Origin of the sequence: Rhizobium sp. OAE497, assembly GCF_040546565.1 — a bacterium.
Taxonomy (GTDB): Bacteria; Pseudomonadota; Alphaproteobacteria; order Rhizobiales; family Rhizobiaceae; genus Rhizobium.
This window is the reverse complement of sequence record NZ_JBEPOA010000002.1, coordinates 1321819-1344499: the sequence shown is the minus strand read 5'-3', so window position 1 is coordinate 1344499 and position 22681 is coordinate 1321819. Positions and strand designations below refer to the sequence as shown.

The 22681-nt window shown below is 63.5% G+C and carries 21 protein-coding genes; 10 read left to right on the top strand and 11 right to left on the bottom strand.

Going from position 1 to position 22681, the window contains the following annotated elements:
* Positions 1-3: 3 nt before the first annotated feature.
* Both ABIE40_RS25810 and ABIE40_RS25805 read left to right on the top strand, forming a co-directional pair.
* The gene (locus tag ABIE40_RS25810) at positions 4-1410 is read left to right on the top strand and encodes a TRAP transporter large permease (protein WP_199625303.1); all 1407 of its coding nucleotides are present in this window, start codon (positions 4-6) and stop codon (positions 1408-1410) included.
* Positions 1411-1419: 9 nt separating this feature from the next.
* Positions 1420-2454, top strand: coding sequence for an L-idonate 5-dehydrogenase (locus ABIE40_RS25805; protein WP_199625302.1), 1035 nt, complete (start codon positions 1420-1422; stop codon positions 2452-2454).
* Here ABIE40_RS25805 and ABIE40_RS25800 read toward each other — a convergent pair.
* The 6 genes from ABIE40_RS25800 to ABIE40_RS25775 all read right to left on the bottom strand — a co-directional run bounded on the left by ABIE40_RS25800 (position 2451) and on the right by ABIE40_RS25775 (position 9093).
* Positions 2451-3503, bottom strand: coding sequence for an Ldh family oxidoreductase (locus ABIE40_RS25800; RefSeq protein ID WP_199625301.1), 1053 nt, complete (start codon positions 3501-3503; stop codon positions 2451-2453). The genes ABIE40_RS25805 and ABIE40_RS25800 overlap by 4 nt on opposite strands.
* 24 nt (positions 3504-3527) lie before the next feature.
* Positions 3528-4490 (bottom strand): hydroxyacid dehydrogenase, encoded by a 963-nt coding sequence (locus ABIE40_RS25795; protein ID WP_199625300.1) that lies wholly within the window; start codon positions 4488-4490, stop codon positions 3528-3530.
* Positions 4491-4544: 54 nt separating this feature from the next.
* Positions 4545-5531 (bottom strand): 4-hydroxythreonine-4-phosphate dehydrogenase PdxA, encoded by a 987-nt coding sequence (pdxA, locus tag ABIE40_RS25790; protein WP_199625299.1) that lies wholly within the window; start codon positions 5529-5531, stop codon positions 4545-4547.
* A 13-nt stretch (positions 5532-5544) separates the two neighbouring features.
* Positions 5545-6678 (bottom strand): iron-containing alcohol dehydrogenase, encoded by a 1134-nt coding sequence (locus tag ABIE40_RS25785; RefSeq protein ID WP_199625298.1) that lies wholly within the window; start codon positions 6676-6678, stop codon positions 5545-5547.
* Positions 6679-6986: 308 nt separating this feature from the next.
* Positions 6987-8177 carry a sialidase family protein gene (locus ABIE40_RS25780; protein ID WP_199625297.1) on the bottom strand — a complete coding sequence of 397 codons (1191 nt, stop codon included), beginning with the start codon at positions 8175-8177 and terminating at the stop codon, positions 6987-6989.
* 10 nt (positions 8178-8187) lie between these two features.
* Positions 8188-9093, bottom strand: a complete 906-nt coding sequence (locus ABIE40_RS25775) for a dihydrodipicolinate synthase family protein (RefSeq protein ID WP_199625296.1) — start codon at positions 9091-9093, stop codon at positions 8188-8190.
* Between the two features lie 283 nt (positions 9094-9376).
* Between ABIE40_RS25775 and ABIE40_RS25770 the strand changes: the two genes are divergently transcribed.
* From ABIE40_RS25770 to ABIE40_RS25740, 7 genes are all read left to right on the top strand, one after another.
* A complete protein-coding gene (locus tag ABIE40_RS25770) occupies positions 9377-11017 on the top strand; it encodes an ABC transporter substrate-binding protein (protein ID WP_148194671.1) in 1641 nt (546 codons plus the stop codon).
* A 138-nt stretch (positions 11018-11155) separates the two neighbouring features.
* Positions 11156-12112 (top strand): ABC transporter permease, encoded by a 957-nt coding sequence (locus ABIE40_RS25765; protein ID WP_112712008.1) that lies wholly within the window; start codon positions 11156-11158, stop codon positions 12110-12112.
* Between the two features lie 2 nt (positions 12113-12114).
* A complete protein-coding gene (locus ABIE40_RS25760) occupies positions 12115-13074 on the top strand; it encodes an ABC transporter permease (RefSeq protein WP_130283804.1) in 960 nt (319 codons plus the stop codon).
* The gene (locus tag ABIE40_RS25755) at positions 13074-14078 is read left to right on the top strand and encodes an ABC transporter ATP-binding protein (RefSeq protein WP_112712004.1); all 1005 of its coding nucleotides are present in this window, start codon (positions 13074-13076) and stop codon (positions 14076-14078) included. The genes ABIE40_RS25760 and ABIE40_RS25755 overlap by 1 nt, the downstream gene beginning before the upstream one ends.
* On the top strand, positions 14078-15070 hold the full coding sequence (locus ABIE40_RS25750; RefSeq protein ID WP_199625295.1) for an ABC transporter ATP-binding protein: 993 nt from the start codon (positions 14078-14080) through the stop codon (positions 15068-15070). Before ABIE40_RS25755 ends, ABIE40_RS25750 begins: the two co-directional genes overlap by 1 nt.
* The gene (locus ABIE40_RS25745; RefSeq protein WP_199625294.1) at positions 15067-16128 is read left to right on the top strand and encodes a four-carbon acid sugar kinase family protein; all 1062 of its coding nucleotides are present in this window, start codon (positions 15067-15069) and stop codon (positions 16126-16128) included. Before ABIE40_RS25750 ends, ABIE40_RS25745 begins: the two co-directional genes overlap by 4 nt.
* Before the next feature lie 26 nt (positions 16129-16154).
* A complete protein-coding gene (locus ABIE40_RS25740) occupies positions 16155-16922 on the top strand; it encodes a FadR/GntR family transcriptional regulator (protein ID WP_199625293.1) in 768 nt (255 codons plus the stop codon).
* On the opposite strand, the gene ABIE40_RS25735 is transcribed toward ABIE40_RS25740, so the two are convergent.
* From ABIE40_RS25735 to ABIE40_RS25715, 5 genes are all read right to left on the bottom strand, one after another.
* The gene (locus ABIE40_RS25735; RefSeq protein WP_199625292.1) at positions 16915-17307 is read right to left on the bottom strand and encodes a DUF779 domain-containing protein; all 393 of its coding nucleotides are present in this window, start codon (positions 17305-17307) and stop codon (positions 16915-16917) included. The genes ABIE40_RS25740 and ABIE40_RS25735 overlap by 8 nt on opposite strands.
* A 210-nt stretch (positions 17308-17517) precedes the next feature.
* A complete protein-coding gene (gene adh / locus ABIE40_RS25730) occupies positions 17518-19026 on the bottom strand; it encodes an aldehyde dehydrogenase (RefSeq protein WP_199625291.1) in 1509 nt (502 codons plus the stop codon).
* Positions 19027-19161: 135 nt separating this feature from the next.
* The gene (locus ABIE40_RS25725) at positions 19162-20124 is read right to left on the bottom strand and encodes a helix-turn-helix domain-containing protein (protein WP_199625290.1); all 963 of its coding nucleotides are present in this window, start codon (positions 20122-20124) and stop codon (positions 19162-19164) included.
* Between the two features lie 125 nt (positions 20125-20249).
* Positions 20250-21251 (bottom strand): dicarboxylate transporter/tellurite-resistance protein TehA, encoded by a 1002-nt coding sequence (gene tehA / locus ABIE40_RS25720; RefSeq protein ID WP_199625289.1) that lies wholly within the window; start codon positions 21249-21251, stop codon positions 20250-20252.
* A gap of 57 nt (positions 21252-21308) precedes the next feature.
* Positions 21309-21647, bottom strand: coding sequence for a carboxymuconolactone decarboxylase family protein (locus tag ABIE40_RS25715; protein ID WP_199625288.1), 339 nt, complete (start codon positions 21645-21647; stop codon positions 21309-21311).
* A 116-nt stretch (positions 21648-21763) separates the two neighbouring features.
* Between ABIE40_RS25715 and ABIE40_RS25710 the strand changes: the two genes are divergently transcribed.
* A complete protein-coding gene (locus tag ABIE40_RS25710; protein ID WP_199625287.1) occupies positions 21764-22675 on the top strand; it encodes an AraC family transcriptional regulator in 912 nt (303 codons plus the stop codon).
* Positions 22676-22681: the final 6 nt, after the last annotated feature.

The window sequence follows — 22681 nt, the reverse complement described above, 5'->3', positions numbered from 1 at the left end:
CCAATGCTGCTGCTTCTTGGCTCGTTTCTGCTGCTGATGGTGATCGGCGTTCCCGTCGCCATCTCGATGGCCGTCGCATCGGTGCTCTACATCGTTCTCTATGGCGTCGCCCCGGATATCATCGTCGCCCAGCGCATGATCGCCGGCGTTGAGAGTTTTCCGCTGCTTGCGGTTCCCTTTTTCATCCTTGCCGGCAACCTGATGAACTCGGCAGGTGTCACCGGCCGCATCTATTCTTTCGCGGTGGCGCTCGTCGGCTGGATGAAGGGCGGTCTGGCGCAGGTCAATATTATCGGCTCGGTGATCTTTTCCGGCATGTCCGGCACGGCGCTCGCCGATGCCGCGGGCATCGGCACCATCGAGATCAAGGCGATGAAGGATCATGGCTATCCGGTTGAAGCCGCCGTCGGCGTTACCGCGGCGTCAGCGACGCTCGGCCCGATCTTCCCGCCGTCTCTGCCCTTCGTCATCTACGGCATGATGGCCAATGTCTCGATCGGCGCGCTGTTCATGGCCGGCATCCTGCCCGGCATCGTCATGACGCTGTTGATGATGGTGACGGTCGCCGCTTTCGCCTACCGCAAGCGCTGGGGCGCGGATGCGCCCTTCGACGTCAAGCAGCTGGTGTCGGCGGGCATGGAAATCGTCGTCGTACTGCTGGTGCCGCTGTCGATATATCTGATGATGCTTGCCGGCCTTTCGATGAATGCCGCAGCCGGTATTGCCCTGTTGGTACTTCTCGGCCTCGACTGGTATTTCGGCTTCTCCGCCGTCATGGCGCTGATGACGCCGGTCATCCTGATCGGCGGCATGACGATGGGCTGGTTCACGCCGACTGAGGCAGCCGTCGCCGCCGTTCTCTGGTCGCTGTTCCTCGGTCTGGTGCGCTACCGGACGATGACCTTCTCGACGCTAGCCAAGGCAAGCTTCGATACGATCGAGACGACCGCTTCGGTTCTCTTCATCGTCACGGCGGCCTCGGTCTTCGCGTGGTTGCTGACGGTCAGCCAGGCGGCCCAGCTGCTCTCGGATGCGATCCTGTCGATCACCGACAACAAATGGGTTTTCCTGATCCTGGTAAATCTGCTGATGCTGTTCGTCGGCTGCTTCCTCGATACGATCGCGGCGATTACCATTCTCGTGCCGATCCTGCTGCCGATCGTCGCCAAGTTCGGCATCGATCCGGTTCAGTTCGGCCTGATCATGACGCTCAACCTGATGATCGGGCTGCTGCATCCGCCGCTCGGCATGGTGCTTTTCGTGCTGTCGCGGGTCGCCAAACTGTCGGTCGAGCGCACGACAATCGCCATTCTGCCCTGGCTGGTGCCGCTCTTCGTCGCATTGATCTTGATCACCTTTGTCCCTTCCATATCTCTCTGGTTGCCGCAGCAGCTCGGTTTGATACGGTAGGAGGAACAGATGCAGACACGTCTCGCGCGCCTTTACGGCAAGGGTGATCTCAGGATCGAAAATGGGGCCGTTCCGTCGCCCGGACCGGGGGAAGTGCTGCTGAAAATGGCGGCCGCAGGCATCTGCGGCTCCGACCTGCACTATTACCAGGATGGCGGCTTCGGGCCGGTGAGGGTCCGCGAGCCGATCATCCCCGGCCATGAGGCGGCGGGTGTCGTCGAGCAGGTGGGCGCAGATGTAAAGCTGAAGCCCGGCACGCTCGTTGCCGTCAATCCGAGCCAGCCCTGTGGCCATTGCGAATACTGCCGGAAGGCGATGCCGATCCACTGCCTGGAAATGCGCTTCATGGGCAGCGCCATGCGCCTGCCGCATGAACAGGGCATGTTCCGCGAATGGTTCGTCGTGCCAGAGAAGCAATGCTTCGAGGTTGCGCCGGGAACGAGTGCGGCGGAAGCTGCCTGCAGCGAGCCGCTCTCCGTCTGCCTGCATGCCGCTTCACGGGCAGGCGAAATCCGGGGCAAGCGCGTCCTTGTGACTGGCGCAGGCCCGATCGGCTCGCTGATGGTTGCAGCTGTCAGGCACCACGGCGCCGAGGAAATCGTCGTCACCGACCTTGCTGATGCGGCGCTGCAGCGGGCGACCGCGATGGGCGCGACGCGGGCAATCAATGTCTCCGCCGGGGCTTCGGCACTGACGGAATTCGAGGCAAATAAGGGCTATTTCGACCTGGTCTTCGAATGCTCGGCGGCGGCGCCGGCCATCCGCAGCGCGATCGCCACCGTAAAACCGCGCGGCACGATCGTCCAGGTCGGCGTGTCGGGCGAGGTACCCGTGCCCCTGAACGCCATCGTCGCCAAGGAGCTGCATATCCACGGCACGCAACGCTTCCACGAGGAATTCGCGACCGCGGTCGCGCTGATCTCCAGCCGCGCCATCGACGTCCGCCCGATCATCAGCCACAGCATGCCGCTGGAGCAGGCCGATGCCGCCTTCGTGCTGGCAGGTGACCGAACCGCCGCCTGCAAGGTGCAGCTGACGTTTTAAGCGGGCAGCGCAACACCCAGCCGCTCGGCATGCGGCTTCAGCGAAGCCATGATCCCCGGGAAGAGGGCGACGCCATCCGTCAGCGCCTTGCGCTTGCGGGCGAGGCCGTTTTCGCCGGGCAACCGCACGCGGGCGACGCCGGGGCGGGGCGGGTTGTTGTGGCAGGCGTCAGCGAGCCAGCCGGTCTGGCGGAGAAACGCTTCCCGGCCGCCGAAGGCTTCGGGATCGAAGACCTGCACGGTGACGGCGGCATTGGTACCCTTCGGAGAATCGACGCGGCCATAGCCGGCAAGACCCTGCGTGAAGGCTTCGACATGCAGGGCCATGCCGTAACCCTTCTGGCCGTGATCGAGGCCGCCGGTCGGCAGCAGCGTACCGCCGCGCTCGATGACGCGAGGATCGCGGCTCGGGTTGCCGTTTTCGTCGAGCAGCCAGTCGTGCTCGTATTGCCTGCCTTCGCGGATGAGCCGCTGGGCCATGTTCACCGTGGTGATCGAGGCGCTGATGTCGATGAGGATCGGATCGCCAGGCGTCGGGATGCCGTGGGCGACCGGGTTCGGCGTATAGATGCCGCGCGTGCCGCCGAAGGGCGCGACCTGGGCGCCGGACGGGCTGGAGCTCGCGATGCTGACCATGTAACCGCGGTCCGTGGCGAGCGTCAGGTATGCCGCAAGGCAGCCGATATGGTGACTGTCGGCGATTGCAACGGTCGCGGTGCCGTATTGTGCGGCGCGATCGCTGGCGAGCTTGACGGCTTCCGATGTCAGCCATGCGCCGGGCAGGCGCTTGCCGTTCCAGGCGATCGCCGGGCCGCGGTCGGAGATGACATCGGGCGCGCCGGATACCTTCATGACGCCGTCGGCGATGCTTTGCAGGTACCAGCCGGCGAGCGCCAGGCCGTGCGTCGTATGGCCGAGAAGGTCGGCTTCGACCAGAAAGCGGGAGACGGCTTCGGCCTTGTCGTCTTCGAGGCCGGCCGCCGCAAACAGCGATGTCGCGAAAGCGCGCAGCTTGTCTGCCTGATAGAGGGTCTCAGTCGTATCGGCCATGGGAGCCTCCGGATCGTTGAAAGGTCAGCGGGCGAGGAAACGCGGATGCAGCGTCTCGCCCCGCAGCGTCGCCAGCACATGTTCGGCCGATATGACCGACATGGCGCGCTTCGCATCGAGCGTAACGCCCGCGACATGCGGCGTGACGATGGTGTTGGGCAGCGAGAAGAGTGGGTTGTCCTTTTCCGGCGGCTCGATGGCAAAGCTGTCGAGGCCCGCTCCGGCGAGATGGCCGCTCTGGAGCGCTTCGACCAGCGCCGTCTCGTCGACGACTTCGCCGCGCGCGGTGTTAACGAGGAAGGCGCCGCGCTTCATCAGTCCGATGCGGCGCGCGTCAATCAGGTCGCGCGTCTCAGGCGTCAGCGGGCAATGCAGGCTGACGATATCTGATGTCGACAGAAGCTTGTCGAGATCGGTCTCGCGGGTAAAGCCGTCGAAGGCCTCGGTGGGCGTATGCGGATCGAAGGCGGAGACCTCCATGCCGAGCGCCTTCGCCATCTTGCCCAGCGTCTGGCCGATGAAGCCGAAGCCGACGATGCCGAGGCGCTGACCGCGCAGCTCGCGGCCGTGATACTGGCCCTTGTCCCAGGTTCCGGAGCGGATCAGCGCATCTTGGCGGGAGAAATCCTTGACCAGCGCCATGATCAGCGCCAGCGCGTGTTCGGCAACGGAGATGCCGTTGCTCCCCGTCGTCATCGAGACGGGAATGCCGAGCTCGGTGGCTGCCTTGACGTCGATATCGTTGGTACCGACGCCATGCTTGGCGATGTGGCGCAGACGCCCGCCCGCATTCATTTCCTCGGAGCCAAGAACATCGGCAAGCAGGCGGATGATGGCGCCGTCCGGTTGATGTTCCCGCATCAGGCCGATCACCGTCTGGCGGTCGATATAGGGCTTAGTCTGGACGACCTTGACGCCTTCCTTCTCCAGCACATCCCGGCCTTCGGGCGCGAGTTCTCCTCCGAGAACGAGTACGGTTCTCTGCATGCCTGCCTCCTCATTTTCCCCCGGCAGAGCGGCGCGCTGGCGCCACCCGATCCGCTATGCGGCCTTGCGCGGCGAGCGCGCCATCAGCCGGGCGTAAGCGATGGCCGAGAGCATGTTGACGTGATTGGCCTTGCCGGTTCCGGCAATATCGAAGGCCGTGCCGTGGTCGACCGAGACGCGGTCGATCGGCAGGCCGAGCGATACGTTCACGGCGGTCTCGAAGGCCACGAGCTTGATCGGGATATGGCCCTGATCGTGATACTGGGCGATGACCAGATCGAAGGCGCCGTTATAGGCGCGGGCGAATACCGTATCGGCGGAGATCGGGCCGACGACATCGATGCCCTTGGCCCGCGCCAGCTCGACGGCAGGCGCCAGGAACTCGGCATCCTCGGTGCCGAACAGGCCGTTTTCGCCGCAATGCGGATTGATGCCGGCGACCGCGATGCGCGGCTTCATCCCGAGACGCATGAAGTGGTTATGACCGGCCTCGATCGTCGCCAGCACGCGCTCGGTCTTGGCGCGTTCGATGGCGCCGCGCAGCGAAACGTGGGTGGAAACGTGGATGGTGTTCAGCCGCTCGGAGGCGAGCAGCATGAAGGAGCTCTTCGAACCCGTCAGATGCGCGAGCAGACCGGTGTGGCCGTCGAAATGATGGCCGGCGAGGTTCATCGCTTCCTTGTTGATCGGTGCGGTGACGATGACATCGGCTTCGCCGGACATGGCGAGATCGACGGCGCGGCTGATGTATTTCACCGAGGCGTCGCCGGCGACCGGGCTGACCTTGCCGATCTCGGGCAGGGGCGCGCCGAGTTCGACTTCATCGACTGCGATGGTCGAACCGTCTTCCGAAGCGGCGGAGCCGAAGCGCAGGCCGCTTCCGGTGGCGCGGTCGGCGCGAACAAGCGCTTCCGTGTTGCCGACGATGACGAAATCCTTGCGCTCGCCGGCGGGCATGGCCGCCAGCGCCTTGACGATTACTTCGGGGCCGACGCCTGCGGGATCGCCGAGCGTCACGGCCACTTTTGCATTTTTCGTCATCGGTCAAATTCCCTTAAAAAGCAGCTTGATAAATGGCGCGGATATCATCGCGGGCGAGATCGCGCGGATTGTTGTCGAGCAGGCGGCGGATGGCAAAGGCATCGTCCGCCATCGCATCCAGATCGTCGGCGGGGACGCCGAGACCCGAAAGCTTCATCTCGATGCCGAGATCGGCGCAGAAGGCATAGGCGGCATCGAAGACCGAGCGGACATCATCCGACGTCTGATAGCCGAGCGCGGCCATGACGGCGCGGGTCTTTTCCGGCACCGACGGCGTGTTGAAGGCCAGGACATGCGGGAAGATCAGCGCATTGGCGGCGCCATGCGCAACGTGCCAGCGGGTGCCGAGCGGATAGGCCAGCGCATGGCCGCCGGCCGTATTTACCGGGCCGAGGCAGAAGCCGCCATAGAGCGATGCAAGCGAAAGACCGGCGCGGGCTTCCGCATCCGAACCGTCCTTGACGGCGCGGGCAAGATACTTGCCGACGAGGCGAGCACCTTCGATCGCGTAGATGTCGATCATCGGGTGGGCCTTGCGGTTGGTGAAGGCCTCGACGCAATGGGCCATGGCATCGACGCCGGTGGCGGCCGTCGTGCGGGCGGGGACGGTGAAGGTCAGCGCCGGATCGATGACCGCGATATCGGCCAACATGTAAAGGCTTTCGACCGCGAGCTTCGCCATCGTCTTGGGATCAGTGACGAGGGCCCGGGTCCCGGCTTCGCTACCGGTGCCTGATGTCGTCGGCACCTGCGCCAGCGCGACCTTGCGCGGACCGGTGACCTTGTGCGGGCCGACGACCTCGTGGAGGGTCTGCGACGAGCCGGCGAGAACCGCGGCGAGCTTGGCAAGATCCATGGCGCTGCCGCCGCCGAAACCGACGATCAGCTCGGCCTGCGCGGCGTTTGCGGCCTCCAGCACCTTGTCGAGATTGGGAATATCGGGCTCGGGCGTGACATCGGCGAAGACCGAGACATGGCCCGGAAGTTCGAGCACATCGACGCGCGAGGCGTTGAACGCATCCGAGATGACAAGCGTGCGGGCATAGCCCTTGGCGGCGGCCCATTTGCCGAGCTTGCCCGCCGTGCCGACGCCAAACTCGATGATTTCAGGCCTGACAACCGTGATAGGCGAATCCAGACTGACCATGACACGGCTCCTCCATGATTACGGCCAAAGCCGCTATTGATGTAAAGTTGTTATATCAACTGTATGTTTCTGGCAATAAGGCGGGCGATGGTTTTTGAGCAAATTCGCAGAAAACCTATGCGGTAGCTATCGGTCGGCCGTCTGGATACACTCGATAATGCATTGATTTCTTGTTGTTTTTAGAGCGATAGAGGCGTTCTATTCCCTAGTGTCGCTATTGTTGCTGAGGCAGCAGACGCGCCGCATTCACTTGTAAATACAATCAAGGATTTCGCGCCAAATGGCGCGAAATCCTGTCGTTCAGGGCCTCAGATCGCCACATCACTTGGCAGGCGAACATATTTGATAGCCCGGCGATAGTAGGTGTAGGCGATGTGCAGCGTCCCATCCGGCCCCTCGGTGATCGAGGGATAGGAGAATTCGCGGTTGAGCGAGTCCTTGGAATTGTTGCTGAGGCAGTAGCCGTCGCCGGTGTCGAGATCGATGTGGGAATCGAAGCTCCGGCCGCCATTCGTCGAGATCGCCAGGCTCAGAGGCGCACGCGGAACGCCCCAGACGGCCTTGCGGCGTGTCGCAACCGGTGTTTCCGCAGCCTTTGCTTCGCCCTTGTCGCTTTCGATCTCGTCATAGAGCGACTCGCGGCGGGCATCCGATGTCTCGGCGTTGCTGTGGTTGTAAGCCATGGCAATGCGGCCGTCTCCAAGCTTGGTTGCCTGGATCGAGGAGTTGTTGTTCGGCAGGTTGACCGGCTTCGGTGCCGACCAGCTCTCGCCATTATCCCCGGATTCCGATGACAGGACATGTTCGGAAAAACGGTTGCGGAAGAAGGCGACCATTTTGCTTCCGTTCAGCGGGATGATGTTCATATGCACGGCGCCGAGGCTCTCCGGCACATCGACCATCGTCCAGCTCCGGCCCTGATCCCGCGAGACCAGAACGCCTGCAGTATCGGCATCGCCGCTCCAGCGCTGGCCGGGCAAGCTGACACAGCGGAACGCCGGCAGCAGCCAGTTACCCGCGGAATTGACGATGACAGGCTGGCGCACGAAAGTGCCCGGCAGATCGCAGAGAAGGCGGACGGCGCCGAACGTCTTGCCGCCATCTTCGGAGATCCGGCACTTTACAACTGAGCCGTCCTGGTCGCCAGATGTCTGCGAGGTGTAAAGCAGCCAGATTTTTCCGTCCGGTGCATTGAAAATCAACGGGTTCTGTTCGGATTTCGCCGGATCGTCAGAGAGTTTTTCCGCTTCGGACCAACGATCCGCGCCGGGCGCCAGCCGGGACATGTAAACGGAAATGTCGCCCATTCCTTCCATCGTGCCGCCGAACCAGACGCAGGTCAGCGTGCCATCCGGCAGGAAAGCCAGATTGGCAGCGTGGTTCTGGATGCAGGGGGAGGGCAGATAGGCATCGGCCCGGCCCGGCTGGGCCGGGTTCGGGGCGATCTTGCCGGTCATCAGCGCCGGCACGGCTTCCGGCGGGAGCGCGGTGAAGCTCATGGCATCCTCCTTACGGCAGCTGTGCGTAACCTTCGGCAAGTGCGGCATATTCCGCGTCGGTGAGGGCTACGAGCGGCGGGCGCGTGCGCTTCCAGCCGGCATTGCCGGTCTTCAGGCCAACCATCGCCTTGATGGTCGGGATCTGCACGTAGGAATTGGAAAGCGTGCGGTAGCCGTTGATACGGGCCTGCGCCGCATCGACCTTTGCCGTCTGCGCTTCGTCATGGACGTGGTCGTAAACGGTGCGCAGCGAGTCGGCGACGAGGTTGGATGTTGCCGTGATGCAGCCTGCACCGCCGGCCTTCAGCAGCGGCAGCAGCAGCGGATCGGCGCCGCAGAGCACGGAGAAGCCCGGATATGCCGCGATGATCGCCTGCATGTTGTTGAAATCGCCTGCAGATTCCTTGATGCCGACGATGGTGTCAGGGAAGGCTTCGACGAGGCGGCCGATCAGCGGCACGGAGAGCGGAATGCCCGAGACCTGCGGGATGTGATAGAGGATCACCTGCAGGCGGCTGTCATTGACGCCTTCGAGGATCGCCGAATAGGCGTTGAACAGGCCGTCGTCGGAAACGCCCTTGTAGTAGAAGGGCGGCAGCATTACGACCTTGGTGACGCCGAGCGACAGCGCATGCTTGGTGAGCTCGATCGTTTCAGGAATGGCGGCAACGCCGGTGCCCGGCAGCAGCTTGTCCGGCGAGATGCCGGCCTTCAGTGCGGCTTCGAGCAGCATGCGGCGTTCGCCCATCGAGAAGGAGTTGGCTTCGCCGGTCGTGCCGAGCAGGGCGACGCCATGGCAGCCTTCCTCGATCAGGCGCTTGCAGTGCTCGGTAAACAGGCCGACATCCGGGCTGCCGTCGGCGTTCAGGGGTGTCGTAGCGGCGCTGAAAACGCCCGTGATCTTGTGATTGCTCAACGCATCCTCCTCTGCAGCGCAAGGCTGCTCCTGGCTATATCAGTGCGTGACTTTTCCTCGAAATGATAAGTTGTTGTCAATCTTACAAGCTGCGTCAGAATGACATGCGTATTTTATCCTATTGAAATTAAATGGTAAAAATTTTTGTCCAAAGTTTGGAAGTTGAAATCTGTAAATTTGGATTGACAGATTTACATTATCGCGCAAATCTCTGGGGCATTGTAAAGCGTCCGGCTCGGGGAGGGTTTTCGAGTACGCGCTGTTTTGCCCATGGGAGGAATGTATGGCAGACCGTAATGACAAGAATGCTTCCACGGTGTCGCGCCGCGATGCGCTGAAGCTCGGCCTCGCCGCCGGCGTCGGCTTCACGCTGTTCGGCATGAGCGCCCGCATCGTCATGGCCCAGGAAGGTCAGGTGCTGAAGGCCATCAACCCGGCTTTCGACCAGGATTGGTCGCCGCTGCGCGGCGGTGGCCGTACGTTCCGCTGGAATTCCTTCTGGTGGGCCTCGCCGATGTATTTCGACGCCGAAGGCAAGCTCAACCCCTACGTCTTCACCAGCTGGGAATCGCCGGACAAGAAGGTCTGGACCTTCAAGATCGACCCGAAGGCCGTCTTCTCCGACGGCAGCAAGATCACCGCGGCTGACGTCAAGGGTTCCTGGGAAGTCGCCTCCCGCCCCAACACCAAGAGCCAGCGCGCCGATCAGGTCATGGGCAAGGTCGAAGGCTACAAGGATGTCGCCGGCGGCTCGGCCACCGAGATCTCCGGTGTCGCGACGCCTGACGAAGGTACCGTCGTCGTCACGCTGACGGAAGCCGATCCGATCTTCTTCATGCGCCTTGCCAACCACATCATCCCGATCACCAAGGCTTCGCAGTCGAAGGGCAGCGATGGCGAGGAAGTGGCTGACTGGTACAAGCCGGATAACAGCGCCGTCTATTCCGGCCCGTTCAAGCTGACTGCCATCGATATCGATGCCGGCACGCTGACCTTCGAGCCGAACGAGAACTTCTTCGGCACGAAGCCGAAGCTCGCCCGCATCGAGATCGCCTCGATCGAAGATAACGTCACGGCAACGCAGCTCATCAAATCGGGCGAATACAACGCCCATACCGAGCTCGTCACTTCGACGATCATCCAGGATCTCGGTCCGGAATTCTCCGCCGGCCCGATTATCCCGACCAGCCAGCACTTCTGGTTCAACGTCAAGCGTGCGCCGATGGACGATCCGAAGGTTCGCCAGGCGCTGATCATGGCGATCGATCGCGACGGTCTCTTCAAGGCATCCTATCCGGATGGTCCGCACAAGAAGGCAGACCAGATCCTGAACTCGGTTCCGGGCGCCGACAATTCCGGCTTCGAGCCCTATCCGTACGATCCCGAAGGCGCCAAGAAGCTGCTTGCTGAATCGAGCTACGGCGGTCCCGATCGCCTGCCGAAGATCATGTTCGTCGGCATCTCGGCTCCGGCCATTCAGGCGGCTGCCCAGTTCATCGCCGAGCAGTGGCGCCAGAACCTCGGCATCACCGCCGTCGACATGAAGCCGCAGCAGGACTCTTATGCCGGTCCGGACCAGAACTCGGTCCAGATCTTCCGCGACGACGTCGGCACCCGCGTTCCGGATGCCGTGTCCTATCTCGCGGGCTGCATCGCTTCCACCTCGTCCAACGCCCAGAACAAGCTCGGCGGTTACAAGAACGACAAGGTGGATGCGGCTCTGGCAGAGGCAGCAACCAAGGCTGCCGACGATCCAGATCGCGTCAAGCTCGCTCAGGATGCCCAGAAGGCATTCCGCGACGATTGGGCGTTCATTCCGTGGTATTCTCAGGCCATGTCCCGCTGGGCAACTAAGGACGTCAAGGGCATGGAGAAGAACCTCGACTGGCAGGTCGTCGCTCCCTGGGACGTATCGGTCGGCTGATTGAGACGGTAAAGCCGGTCTCTCCAGCCCTCAAGCAACCGCGCGAAGGCCGCAAGGTCTTCGCGCAAGTTTCAAGAAGAGTAGGCGCGGTCCGCGCAGTTTGCGGTAAACGCGCCTGATAACAGGTGGGAGGTGGCCTTGCTTCGCTATGTACTAACGCGATTTGCCATCTGGATTCCGTCGGTTCTGGTCGTGATGCTCGCCGTCTATGCGATGGCCTTCTACGGCGCCGGCGATCCGATCAAGCTGATCTTTCTTCGTGCGCCGGGCGACGTCGCCTATAATCCGGAGCGCATCGAAGCCATCCGCGAAAGCGCGGGCCTCAACAAACCCTTCATCGAGCAGTTCGGCTATTACATCTGGAACCTGCTGCATGGCCAGTTCGGCAATTCGCTGACCTCGGGCCGTTCGGTCTGGGCGATGGTTTCGGCCGCTGCCCCGGTTTCCTTCAAGCTGGCGCTCTGTTCCATCATCCTGACGGCTGTCGTGGCGATCCCGCTCGGCATGCTGGCAGCGCTGAACCAGAATTCCCGCGTCGACTACACGATCACCGGTACGGCCCTGTTCCTCTGGGCGATCCCGGCCTATGTCGCCGGTCCGCTGCTGATGGTCGGCCTTATCGTGCTCCTGCCGATGATCAAGGTGCCCTATGGCTGGGGCGGCGTCTTCGACGTGCGCATCATCCTGCCGCTCATCGTGCTTTCCTTCCAGCCGATCGCGCTGATCGTGCGCCAGACGCGCGCCGCCGTCATCGAAGTGCTGTCGGAGGATTTCGTCCGCACGGCCCGCGCCAAGGGCGTGCCGGAGCTGGTGGTTGCGATCAAGCATATCCTGCGCCCGGTGCTGACGCCCGTCGTCACCCAGCTCGGCCTCATCATGATCACCATCGTCAATGGTGCGATCTTCGTGGAGCTGGTCTTCGGCCTGCCGGGTCTCGGCCGCCTCACGGTCCAGGCGCTGACGAATTCCGACTATCCGGTCATCCTCGCCATCACGCTTATCGGATCCTTCCTGGTGATGATCTCGAACCTGCTCGTCGATGTGCTCTACCCGATGCTTGACCCGCGTGCCAACGACGCAAGAAGGAGCCGCTGACCATGTCCGCCATCCCTCTCTCGACAATCGAAACCGCCGACGAACTGCCGGTCAACCTGTGGCGCGACGCCTGGTACCGCCTGAAGCGCAACAAGCTTGCCGTCTTCGGCCTCATCGTGGTGCTGATCCTCGCCTTCGCGGCAATCTTCGGGCCGTATCTCACGCCCTATGATTACCTGACGCAGGATCTGCAGGCCCGCAATGCCGCACCGTCGCTGGCGCATCTCTTCGGTACCGACGATCTCGGCCGCGATGTCTTCAGCCGCGTCGTCTTCGGCACGCGCACCGCCTTCCTCGTCGCCGTCATCGTCACCTTCATTGCCGTGATGATCGGCCTGACGCTCGGCGCCATCGCCGGCTTCTTCGGCAACCCGTTCGACCGCGTCATCATGTGGCTGACGGATGTCACCATGTCCGTGCCGAACCTGCTGCTCGTCGTCGTCATCAACGCCTCGCTGAAGTCGCCGATCACCAACTGGATGGAGGCGCAGTATCAGGCGACTCTCAATCCCTTCTATCGCCAGACGATCTGGGTCGACTTCCTCCTGGTCTTCGGTTCCATGGCGCTGATCTCCTGGCCGCCCTATGCGCGTCTCGTCCGCGCCCAGGTGCTGTCGATCCGCAGCCGTCCCTATATCACGGCCGCCCAGGCGCTCGGTCTCTCCAACTGGGTGATCATCAAGCGCTATGTCATTCCGAATGCGCTCGGCCCGCTCATCGTCTCGGTCAGTGCCGGTCTCGGCACGGCGATGGTTCTGGAAAGCGCATTCTCCTTCCTCGGCGTCGGCGTCAATCCGCCGACCCCCAGCTGGGGTAACATGATCTCGGATGGTCTGCGCGTCTGGCAGCACTATCCGCATCTTCTCGCCGCTCCGGCGGCCGTGCTCGGCCTCGCTTCGGTAGCCTTCAGTTTCCTCGGCGACGGTCTCAACGACGCGCTCAACCCGCGGGGCAGCAAGTGATGAACACGAAGACATCTGAACGCCTTCTCGATGTTCGCGACCTGACGGTCGAGATCGACACCCGCCGCGGTCCCGCCGTCGTCGTCGATGGCATCGACCTCTACGTCAACAAGGGCGAAACGCTCGGCGTCGTCGGCGAATCCGGCTGCGGCAAGAGCCTGACCATGTTGAGCCTGATGCGGCTGCTGCCGAACAAGATCAAGGTCACCAAGGGGACTGCGCATTTCGACGGACGCGACCTGCAGAAGATGTCGAATGGCGACCTGCGCAAGGTGCGCGGCGGCGATATCGGCTTCGTCTTCCAGGACCCGATGACCTCGCTCAACCCGGTGATGCGCGTCGGCGACCAGATCTGCGAACCGCTGATCTATCATCGCAAGATGAGCAAGGCGGAAGCGCGGACCCGCGCCGTGGAACTGCTGCGCCTCGTCGGCATTCCCGGTCCCGAAGAGCGGCTGATGGCCTATCCGCACGAGCTTTCGGGCGGCATGCGCCAGCGCGTGATGATCGCGATCGGCCTTGCCTGCAATCCGAAACTCCTGATCGCCGACGAGCCGACCACGGCGCTCGACGTGACGATCCAGGCCCAGATCGTCGATCTGGTGAAGGACCTGCGCGCCAAGCTCGGCATGTCGGTCGTCTGGATCACCCACGATCTGGCGCTGATCGCCGGCCTCGTCGATCGCGTTGCCGTGCTCTATGCCGGTACCGTTGTCGAGGATGCGCCGGTCGACGAACTCTATGCGCGCCCGAGCCATCCCTACACGCGCGGTCTGCTGTCCTCTATCCCGAAGCTCTCGGACTCCCCGGCAAGCCGTCTCTCCTCGATCGGCGGAACGCCGCCGGAGCCCGGCCGCCGCCCGAAGGGTTGCCCCTTCGCACCGCGCTGCCCGCTCGCCGAAGCCGTCTGTCACGAGCGCGTGCCGAAGCTCGAGCCTGTTGCGGGCGCCGGCAATCATCGCGCCGCATGTTTCGTCGTCCAGAAAATGCAGGAGGCCGCGTGATGGGTGCCCAACCGCTTCTGAAAGTCGAAAACCTCGTCAAGCATTTCCACGTCAAGCTCGGCGCCTTCGGCGAGCGCTCGGCGACTGTCTATGCGCTCGACAATGTCAATCTCGACATCATGGAAGGCGAGACGCTGTCGCTCGTCGGCGAATCCGGCTGCGGCAAGTCGACGACCGGCTTCACGATCCTCAACCTCTACAAGGCGACATCCGGCAGGGTGGTCTACAAGGGCCAGGATATCGCGACGCTCGATGAAAAGCAGATGCGCCCCTTCCGGCGCGACCTGCAGATCGTCTTCCAGGACCCGTATTCGACGCTCAACCCGCGCATGACGATCGGCGAAGCGATCGGCGAGCCGATCCTGTTCCACAAGCTCGCCACCAAGGCGGAGCTGAAGAGCAAGGTCGATGCGCTGCTGACCGATGTCGGCCTGCCGACGCGCTTTGCGCAGCGCTATCCCCACGAGCTCTCCGGCGGCCAGCGCCAGCGCGTGGTCATCGCCCGCGCACTCGCCTGCCAGCCGAAATTCATCGTCTGCGACGAGGCGATTTCGGCGCTCGACGTGTCGATCCAGGCGCAGATCATCAACCTGCTGCTCGACCTGCAGGAAAAATACGGGCTGACCTATCTCTTCATCGCCCACGATCTGGCCGTTGTCCGACACATCAGCACGCGCGTCGGCGTCATGTATCTCGGTCGTCTCGCCGAGCTCGCGAGCCGCGAAGAACTGTTCGACAATCCGCTGCATCCCTATACGAAGGCGCTGCTTTCGGCCGTTCCGGAAACCGATCCGGAGCATGAGCGCACCCGCCAGCGGCAGATCCTGCAGGGCGACGTTCCAAGCCCGCTCAATCCGCCGACCGGTTGCCGTTTCCACACGCGCTGCCCTGTCGCCATGGACGTCTGTTCGAAAGTCATTCCGGAGTGGAAGGAAGCAAAGCCCGGCCACTTGGTTGCCTGCCACGCCGTCAACACGGGACAGACTGCATGACGTTGAAAGCCGCCATCATTGCCGACGACCTGACGGGAGCGCTGGATACCGGCACGCCCTTCGTGGACGCCGGTCTTTCGGTGGCGGTGGCGATCGATGTCGAGACGGCCGATGAGGCGCTTGCGGCGGGGACAGATGTCGTCGTCATCAACACCGCTTCGCGCGCATTGCCGGAAGACGATGCGGCGCGCCGCGTGCGCCGGGCGGCAGACGCTTTGAGCGCAAGGCAGCCAGCGATCGTTCTCAAGAAGATCGACTCCCGGCTGAAGGGCAATGTGGCGGCCGAAAGTGCTGCACTCGCAGACGCGCTCGGTCTTGCCAGGATCGTCGTGGCTCCCGCCATTCCCGACCAGGACCGCACCACCTATCGCGGCTTCGTCGTCGGCCGCGGCGTCGAAAAGCCGATTGCCGTCGCCGATCTCTTTACCGGCCGCGATATGGATGTCGTGGTCGCCGACGCCGAGAGCGATTTCGATCTCGACGATATCGCCCTTGGCAATGACTGGAACAGCGTGCTGGCCGTCGGAGCCCGTGGTCTTGGCTCGGCGCTCGCCCGCAAGATCGGCCGTGCCGGTGGGCATCCGCTGGCCTTTCAGGCATCGCGCCGGACGCTTTTTGCCTTCGGGTCCCGCGACCCGATCACGGCGGCCCAGATGAACCGCCTCGAAGCCGCAGGTGCGCTGCGCGCCGTCATCGATGCGCCGATGGGCAGCGTCGAATGTGGCGAGGGGCTGGCGCTGCCGCTGCTTCTGCGCTGCACCGGCGAAATCGCCGGTGAGGGCGCAACGGTTGCCCGCTGCTTCGCAGGCGGTGTAAAATCGGTGATCGATGATACCAGGCCGGACATGCTGATGGTCGGCGGTGGTGACACGGCGCTTGCGGTCTTCCGCGAACTCGGCATCAAGACGCTGATGCCGAAGGGAGAAATCGAGGCAGGTGTGCCGTGGTTTGACGTAACGGCCGCCGACGGGCGGCATTTCCGGTGCGCGGTCAAGTCTGGGGGCTTCGGCAATACCGAGAGTCTGCTAAGACTGGTTCCACGGAATCAGGCGGCTTGAGCATGGTACCGGCGGGGAGAATGGGTGTGGATGAAGCAAATGGCGCATCGCTGAATGCGGGTAACGGTCCGGCTGCAAAGCCCGAGCGTGGCAAGGCGGTGAAACTCGTCGACCGCGTCTTCGACCAGATCCTCGAGCGCATCCGCGCCGGCAACTATCCGCCGGATTCACGCCTGCCGGGCGAGCATGAACTCGCATCGATGCTCGGCGTCTCCAGGCCGATCGTGCGTGACGCGCTCGCCAAGCTTCGCGAGCAGGGCACCGTCTACGCCCGCCAGGGCGCCGGCACCTTCGTCAGCGCCCATGGTTCGCCGACGACGCAGCTTGCCTATTCGCCGGTCAAGACGATCGCCGATATCCAGCGCTGCTATGAATTCCGCCTGACGATCGAGCCGGCCGCTGCCTTTTTCGCCGCCAAGCGGCGCGACGAACAGGCGATCCAGAAGATCGCCTCGGCACTCTCCGATCTCCGGGAAGCGACGAGCCATCAGCTGCACCGCAGCGACGCCGACTTCGTCTTCCATCGCGCTGTCGCCGAGGCCGCTAACAATCACTATTACACCGCCTCGCTCGATGCGCTGAAGCCGCATATCGCCGTCGGCATGCATCTGCACGGCCTGTCGCTGCTCGGCCCGCGCCAGGGGCTGGAGCAGGTCTACGACGAGCATAACGAGATCTACCGGGCGGTCGCCGAAGGCCGCGCCGATGATGCGCGCAACCTGATGCAGACCCATCTCGAAGGCTCCCGCGACCGCCTGTTCGAAGGCCGCGTGCTCGATCTGTCGTTCAAATAGCGCGTCGGCCGATATCCGGGATGGCGCAGGCTTCGCCGCCGCCGAAGATGCGCGAGCGGGTGAGGAAGCGCTTCTCGCGTCCGTTGTCGAGCGAGAACATCCCGCCGCGGCCGGGCACCACGTCGATGATAAGCTGCGTATGCTTCCAGGCTTCGAACTGGCTGCCGCTGATATAGACCGGGACGCCGGCGATCTCGCCGAGTTTGACATCTGTTTCCCCCACCCGGAACTCATCAGCCGGATAGCACATCGGCGATGAACCATCGCAGCAGCCGCCGGATTGATGAAACAGGATATCCGGATGATCGGCGCGGATTTCGCCGATCAGGTCGATTGCGGCGTCGGTCGCAAGCACGCGCGGTTCGCCGTTGATTGTTTCTTCCATGTTGTTCCTCCCGTGGATGAGGAGGGAAAACCCCTCCCCAACCCCTCCCCACAAGGGGGAGGGGCTAGTTTGCTGCACGCGTATCGCCTCACATTAACCTCTCATCCGCGCGGATGCCGCTGAGGGATGAGGCGGCGCCTGAACCTAAGCCCCTCCCCCTTGTGGGGAGGGGTTGGGGAGGGGACTTCGCCCCTCCCGCCGACGTCCTTCTCAAAAGAACCCAAGCGCCTTCGGGCTGTAGCTCACCAGCATGTTCTTGGTCTGCTGGTAGTGGTCGAGCATCATCTTGTGGGTCTCGCGGCCGATGCCCGATTGCTTGTAGCCACCGAAGGCCGCGTGAGCAGGGTAGGCGTGGTAGCAATTGGTCCAGACGCGGCCGGCCTGGATTTCGCGGCCGAAGCGGTAGGCGCGGTTGCCGTCGCGGGTCCAGACGCCGGCGCCGAGGCCGTAGAGCGTGTCGTTGGCGATCTCGAGCGCTTCCTTCTCGTCCTTGAAGGTGGTGACGGAGACGACCGGGCCGAAGATCTCTTCCTGGAAGACCCGCATCTTGTTGTGGCCCTTGAAGATCGTCGGCTTGACGTAATAGCCGCTGGCGAGCTCGCCGCCGAGATCGTTGCGGGCGCCGCCGGTCAGCACCTGAGCGCCTTCCTGCCTGCCGATATCGAGATAGGCGAGGATCTTTTCCAGCTGCTCGCTCGATGCCTGGGCGCCGATCATCGTCGCGCTATCGAGCGGGTTGCCCTGCTTGATGGCTTCCACGCGCTTGACGGCTTTTTCCATGAAGCGGTCATAGATCGACTCCTGAACGAGGGCGCGGCTCGGGCAGGTGCAGACTTCGCCCTGGTTCAGCGCGAACATCGCGAAGCCTTCCAGCGCCTTGTCGAGGAAGTCGTCATCCTCGGCCATCACGTCGGCAAAGAAGATGTTCGGCGACTTGCCGCCGAGTTCCAGCGTGACGGGGATGAGGTTCTGGCTGGCATATTGCATGATCAACCGGCCGGTCGAGGTCTCGCCGGTAAAGGCGATCTTGGCGATCCGCGGGCTTGTCGCCAGCGGCTTGCCGGCTTCGAGGCCGAAGCCGTTGACGATGTTGAGCACGCCCGGCGGCAGCAGGTCGCCGACCAGTTCGGCCCAGACGAGGATCGACGCCGGGGTCTGTTCGGCGGGCTTCAGCACGACGCAGTTGCCGGCGGCAAGCGCCGGCGCAAGCTTCCAGGCCGCCATCAGGATCGGGAAGTTCCAGGGAATGATCTGGCCGACGACGCCGAGCGGCTCGTGGAAGTGATAGGCGACCGTGTCATTGTCGATCTCGCCGATCGAGCCTTCCTGGGCGCGGATGCAGGAGGCGAAGTAGCGGAAATGGTCGATCGCCAACGGAATGTCGGCCGCCATGGTTTCGCGGATCGGCTTGCCGTTGTCCCAGGTTTCGGCCTGTGCCAGAAGCTCCAGCTTGTCTTCCATGCGCTGGGCGATCTTCATCAGGATATTGGAGCGTTCGCCGGGTGCCGTGCGGCCCCACTTGTCCTTGGCCGCATGGGCGGCGTCGACGGCCGCGTTGATATCCTTCTCGTCGGAGCGCGGGATTTCGCAGAGCTTGCCGCCGGTGACCGGCGTGATGTTGTCGAAATATTTGCCGCCGATCGGCTCGCGCCACTCGCCGCCGATATAGTTGCCGTATTTGAGCTTGAACGGCGACTCGACGATTTTCTGATGCAGCATGTCATCCTCCCTTGATGATGCCTGGTTCAGGAGCGAACCGGTGGAGGAAATCTGCTCGTCTTTTGCTTTTCGAAATACCCGCCCGGAGCAATGCCGCACTGCACACTGTCGCAGCGCTGCGACAGGCGGGAGCCCTCAGTGGAGGTTCAACCGCTTCATCTTGCGGTGAAGCGTGGCGCGGCTCATGCCGAGATTGGCAGCCGCCTGCGAGACATTGCCGTTGGTGCGTGTCAGCGCCCTGAGGAGAGCGGCGCGCTCGGCATCCATCAACGCTTCCTCGCCGTCAGCCGGGCGGCTTTCCTGTAGCGCATCGGCGGCCGGGATGCCGGCGGCGATCCGGCGGTCGTCGAGTTTGAGTGCCAGCCGTGCAGCGCGGGTGGCACCGAGCACGAGGTCGTGCCGGTCGACGGCAAGCAGGGCTGCCGCCGAATTGGTGCCGGAGGGCACCATCAGGAAGCGCGAACCGGCAAAGGCGCTGCGGAAGATGTTGAGCTCGATGCGCATCGCCGCGTCGCGCACAGCCTGCGCGAGGATCGACAGGGTCATCTCGTTGACGTCGTCGCGGCAGGTGGAGATGTCGAGCGCGGCGGCCAGCTGGCCGCGATGGTCGCGGATTGGCGCCGTGGTGCAGCTGAGCTTGATATTCGAGGACAGGAAGTGCTGGTCGCGAAAGATCGAGACGGAGCGCTCGTCGGCGAGCGCCGTGCCGATGCCGTTGGTGCCGATGCTCGCTTCGGTCCAGACCGAGCCGGTCCAGAGGCCGAGGTCGTTGAATTCCTTGTCGTCGGCGCTCGCGCCGCGCCGCTCCAAGGCGACGCCCTCGCGGCAGGTCAGAAGCAGGCAGCATCCCGCCTTGCCGACCGTCAGGAACAGTTTGTCGAGCTCGTCGCTGGCGTCGCGGATCAACTGCTCGGATTGTTCGCGGGCGAGGCGGAATTCCTGCTCGGTCAGGCGCACCGGTGCGCGCTTCTCTTCAGGGGTCAGCTGATGCTTGTCCATGCAGCGGCGCCAGGAGGCGACGATCGGGGAGCTGGCGGCGGCAGAGTTCTGCTGCGCCCACGTATAGACATGGTCGGCATGCGCTGTGAATTCGTGCATCTGCTCCTCCCACGGAACGTAGACCGCAGTCTGGGGCAAATACCGTCTCATTGCAATTCTGCTTAATTAAGCAGCCCATTCCATGCCGCAGGGGAACTGTCGCAGATCTGCGACAGTTCGATGCGTCAGCTGGCCTTCGGCTGTGCGGCAGGCAGAAGCTTGCCGCGGGCGATGAGCCAGAGCGTGCCAATCGCGATAAAGCCGACGATGGCGTTGACGGCGATGAAGATCACTACGGCAAGGCCCTGGAGAGCCGCATCGCTGCTGTGGCTTGCGACGCGGATGGCGGCTGTCGCCAGAGCCGTGGCGCCGAAGGTGAAGGCCCAGTAGGAACCGGCGAAGGGCTGCTTGGTGATCCAGGGCAGCAGGCGCAACAGGATGGCGGCCTCGAGGATGGCGTAACCCAGCATCGCATGAAGCAGCATATCCGGCATTCCGCCATTGACGCTGAGATAGGCGACGCTGCCGACGGCCGGAGGGGCAAGCTGGATGCCGAGCGTCGGGCGCAGCTGTACCGCAAGTTCCGGTGCCGTCAGCAACCGGTGCAGCAAGACCGAGTCGATCGCCAGCCAGGCGAAGAAACCGGCGCCGAAGGCGAGCTGACCGAGCTCCTGAAAGCCGAGCGCACCGAGAACGATAGCGCTGACGAAGGAACCTGCGACCGTCGGCAGGTAGAGGACCGGTGTCGTCGTGGTGGCGTCGCGGCCGCCCTGCCACAAGGCCCCGGTCCGCCACAGGGCGAAGGCGAAGGTGAAGACGAAGCCGGCGGCAAAGAGGATTTCGCTCGCCGGCCGCGAATAGGGCAGCAGCGCGAGCCCTGCGAGCATGGTCGCGACACCGGCGAGGCCGACGAAGCAGCATTGCACCGCATGCTCCAGCTCCGCCAGCGCTTCGCCGCGGGCGTTCAGCCACTTCAGGCCGTAGAGAACGCTGACGACGAACCAGACGGCGACTGCCAGCAGGCTGAGGATCTCGCCCGGTGCGGCCGGCAGGCCCCAGACGGAGGCGGCCGCCCGCCAGCTATTGCCGAGCCCGGCAATGCCGAGCACCATGCCGAAGAAGGATGCCGGGACGCGCGGCATCTGAAAACCGGTCCTTGCCGGAATGTCTGCAGCTTGCATTGCCATGACCTCGCTTCATCAGGGGAGCGGAAGGCGGCGCGCCTCCCGCATCGTCGAATGCACTTACTTGGCGATCGCCTCGGCGGCGTCGAGAACGCGGGCAGAATAGACCATGGCGGCGCCGGCATTGATAGCCACCGCAACACCGAGCGCTTCGGAGATTTCCTCCTTGGTCGCGCCCTGCTTCAGGGCCTCGGTCGTATGGACGGCGATACAGCCATCGCAACGCACCGTGACGGCGACTGCGAGAGCGATCAGCTCGCGATGCTTCGCATCCAGGTAATTCGTCTTCTGCCCGGCGGTCGAGAGCGTCTGGTAGCCCTTCACCGTCTCCGGAACGGTCTTGCCGAATTCACCGATCCGGGCGATCAGCTGGCTACGATATTCTTTCCAGTTCAACATGACTTTGCCTTTCCATCAGCTGCAGCAGCTCTCTCGCTGTCTGTTGAGATGAAATATGGACTTTTCGTTCGATCCGATGAATGCTTCAGAAGTTCAATTTCTAGCGCGATCGTCTCATGGATATTCTCAGCCGCCTTATCGATCTTGCCGGGCTTCGCACCAGTCTGGACATTCGCTGCCGCCTTGAGGGCGCCTTCGAGATCGACCACGAACCGGCCGGCCGCGGCGTCATCCCGTTTCATGTGGTCCTGTCCGGCAGCTGCCGCCTGCGGCTTCCCGACCGGCGGGTGGTCGAGCTGACCGCAGGGGATTTCCTCATGCTGCCGCGCGGCGAGGCGCATCTGATTGTCGGCCGGGAGAGCGGTGCCGGGCCGCGCCCGGTGCGGTTGATACATGACGGCATGCTGCCGGTGCGCGAGAACGGGGAGGGAGTGCCCGATGTGGATCTACTCTGCGGGCATTTCGATTCGGCTACGGGGTCGTCGTTGCTGCTCGATACCTTGCCGGATGTCTTTCATGCCTCGCTTGCCGGAGCGCAATCGGAGGAGACGCTGAAGCTGCTCGTCGGCATCCTGCGCGACGAGGCGATGCATCAGGAAGCCGGCGCGCTGACGATCGCGACGGCGATCTGTCTGGCGCTGCTGACGATGGCGCTGAGGGCGCAGAATACGGCCGCGCTCGGCACCGCGGGTCTCCTGGCGCTGATCGCCAATCCCCGCTTCTCGCGGGCATTGAAGGCTGTGATCGCGAACCCGGCTGAGGATTGGACGATCGACCGGCTGGCCTCGCTCAGCGCTATGTCGCGCGCCACCTATGCCAGACAGTTCAAGGAAACGTCGGGGATGACGGTGGCGGGCTTCGTGACCGATCTCAGGATGACGCTCGCCAGCGACCTGTTGATCCGCACCCGCCGAACGGTCGCCGACATCGCCGCCGAGGTCGGCTATGACTCGGAGGCGGCCTTCGGCAAGGCATTCAAGGCAAGGCGTGGGGTGCCGCCGGCGCGCTTCAGGCAGCAGATGTCCTGAAGCGCG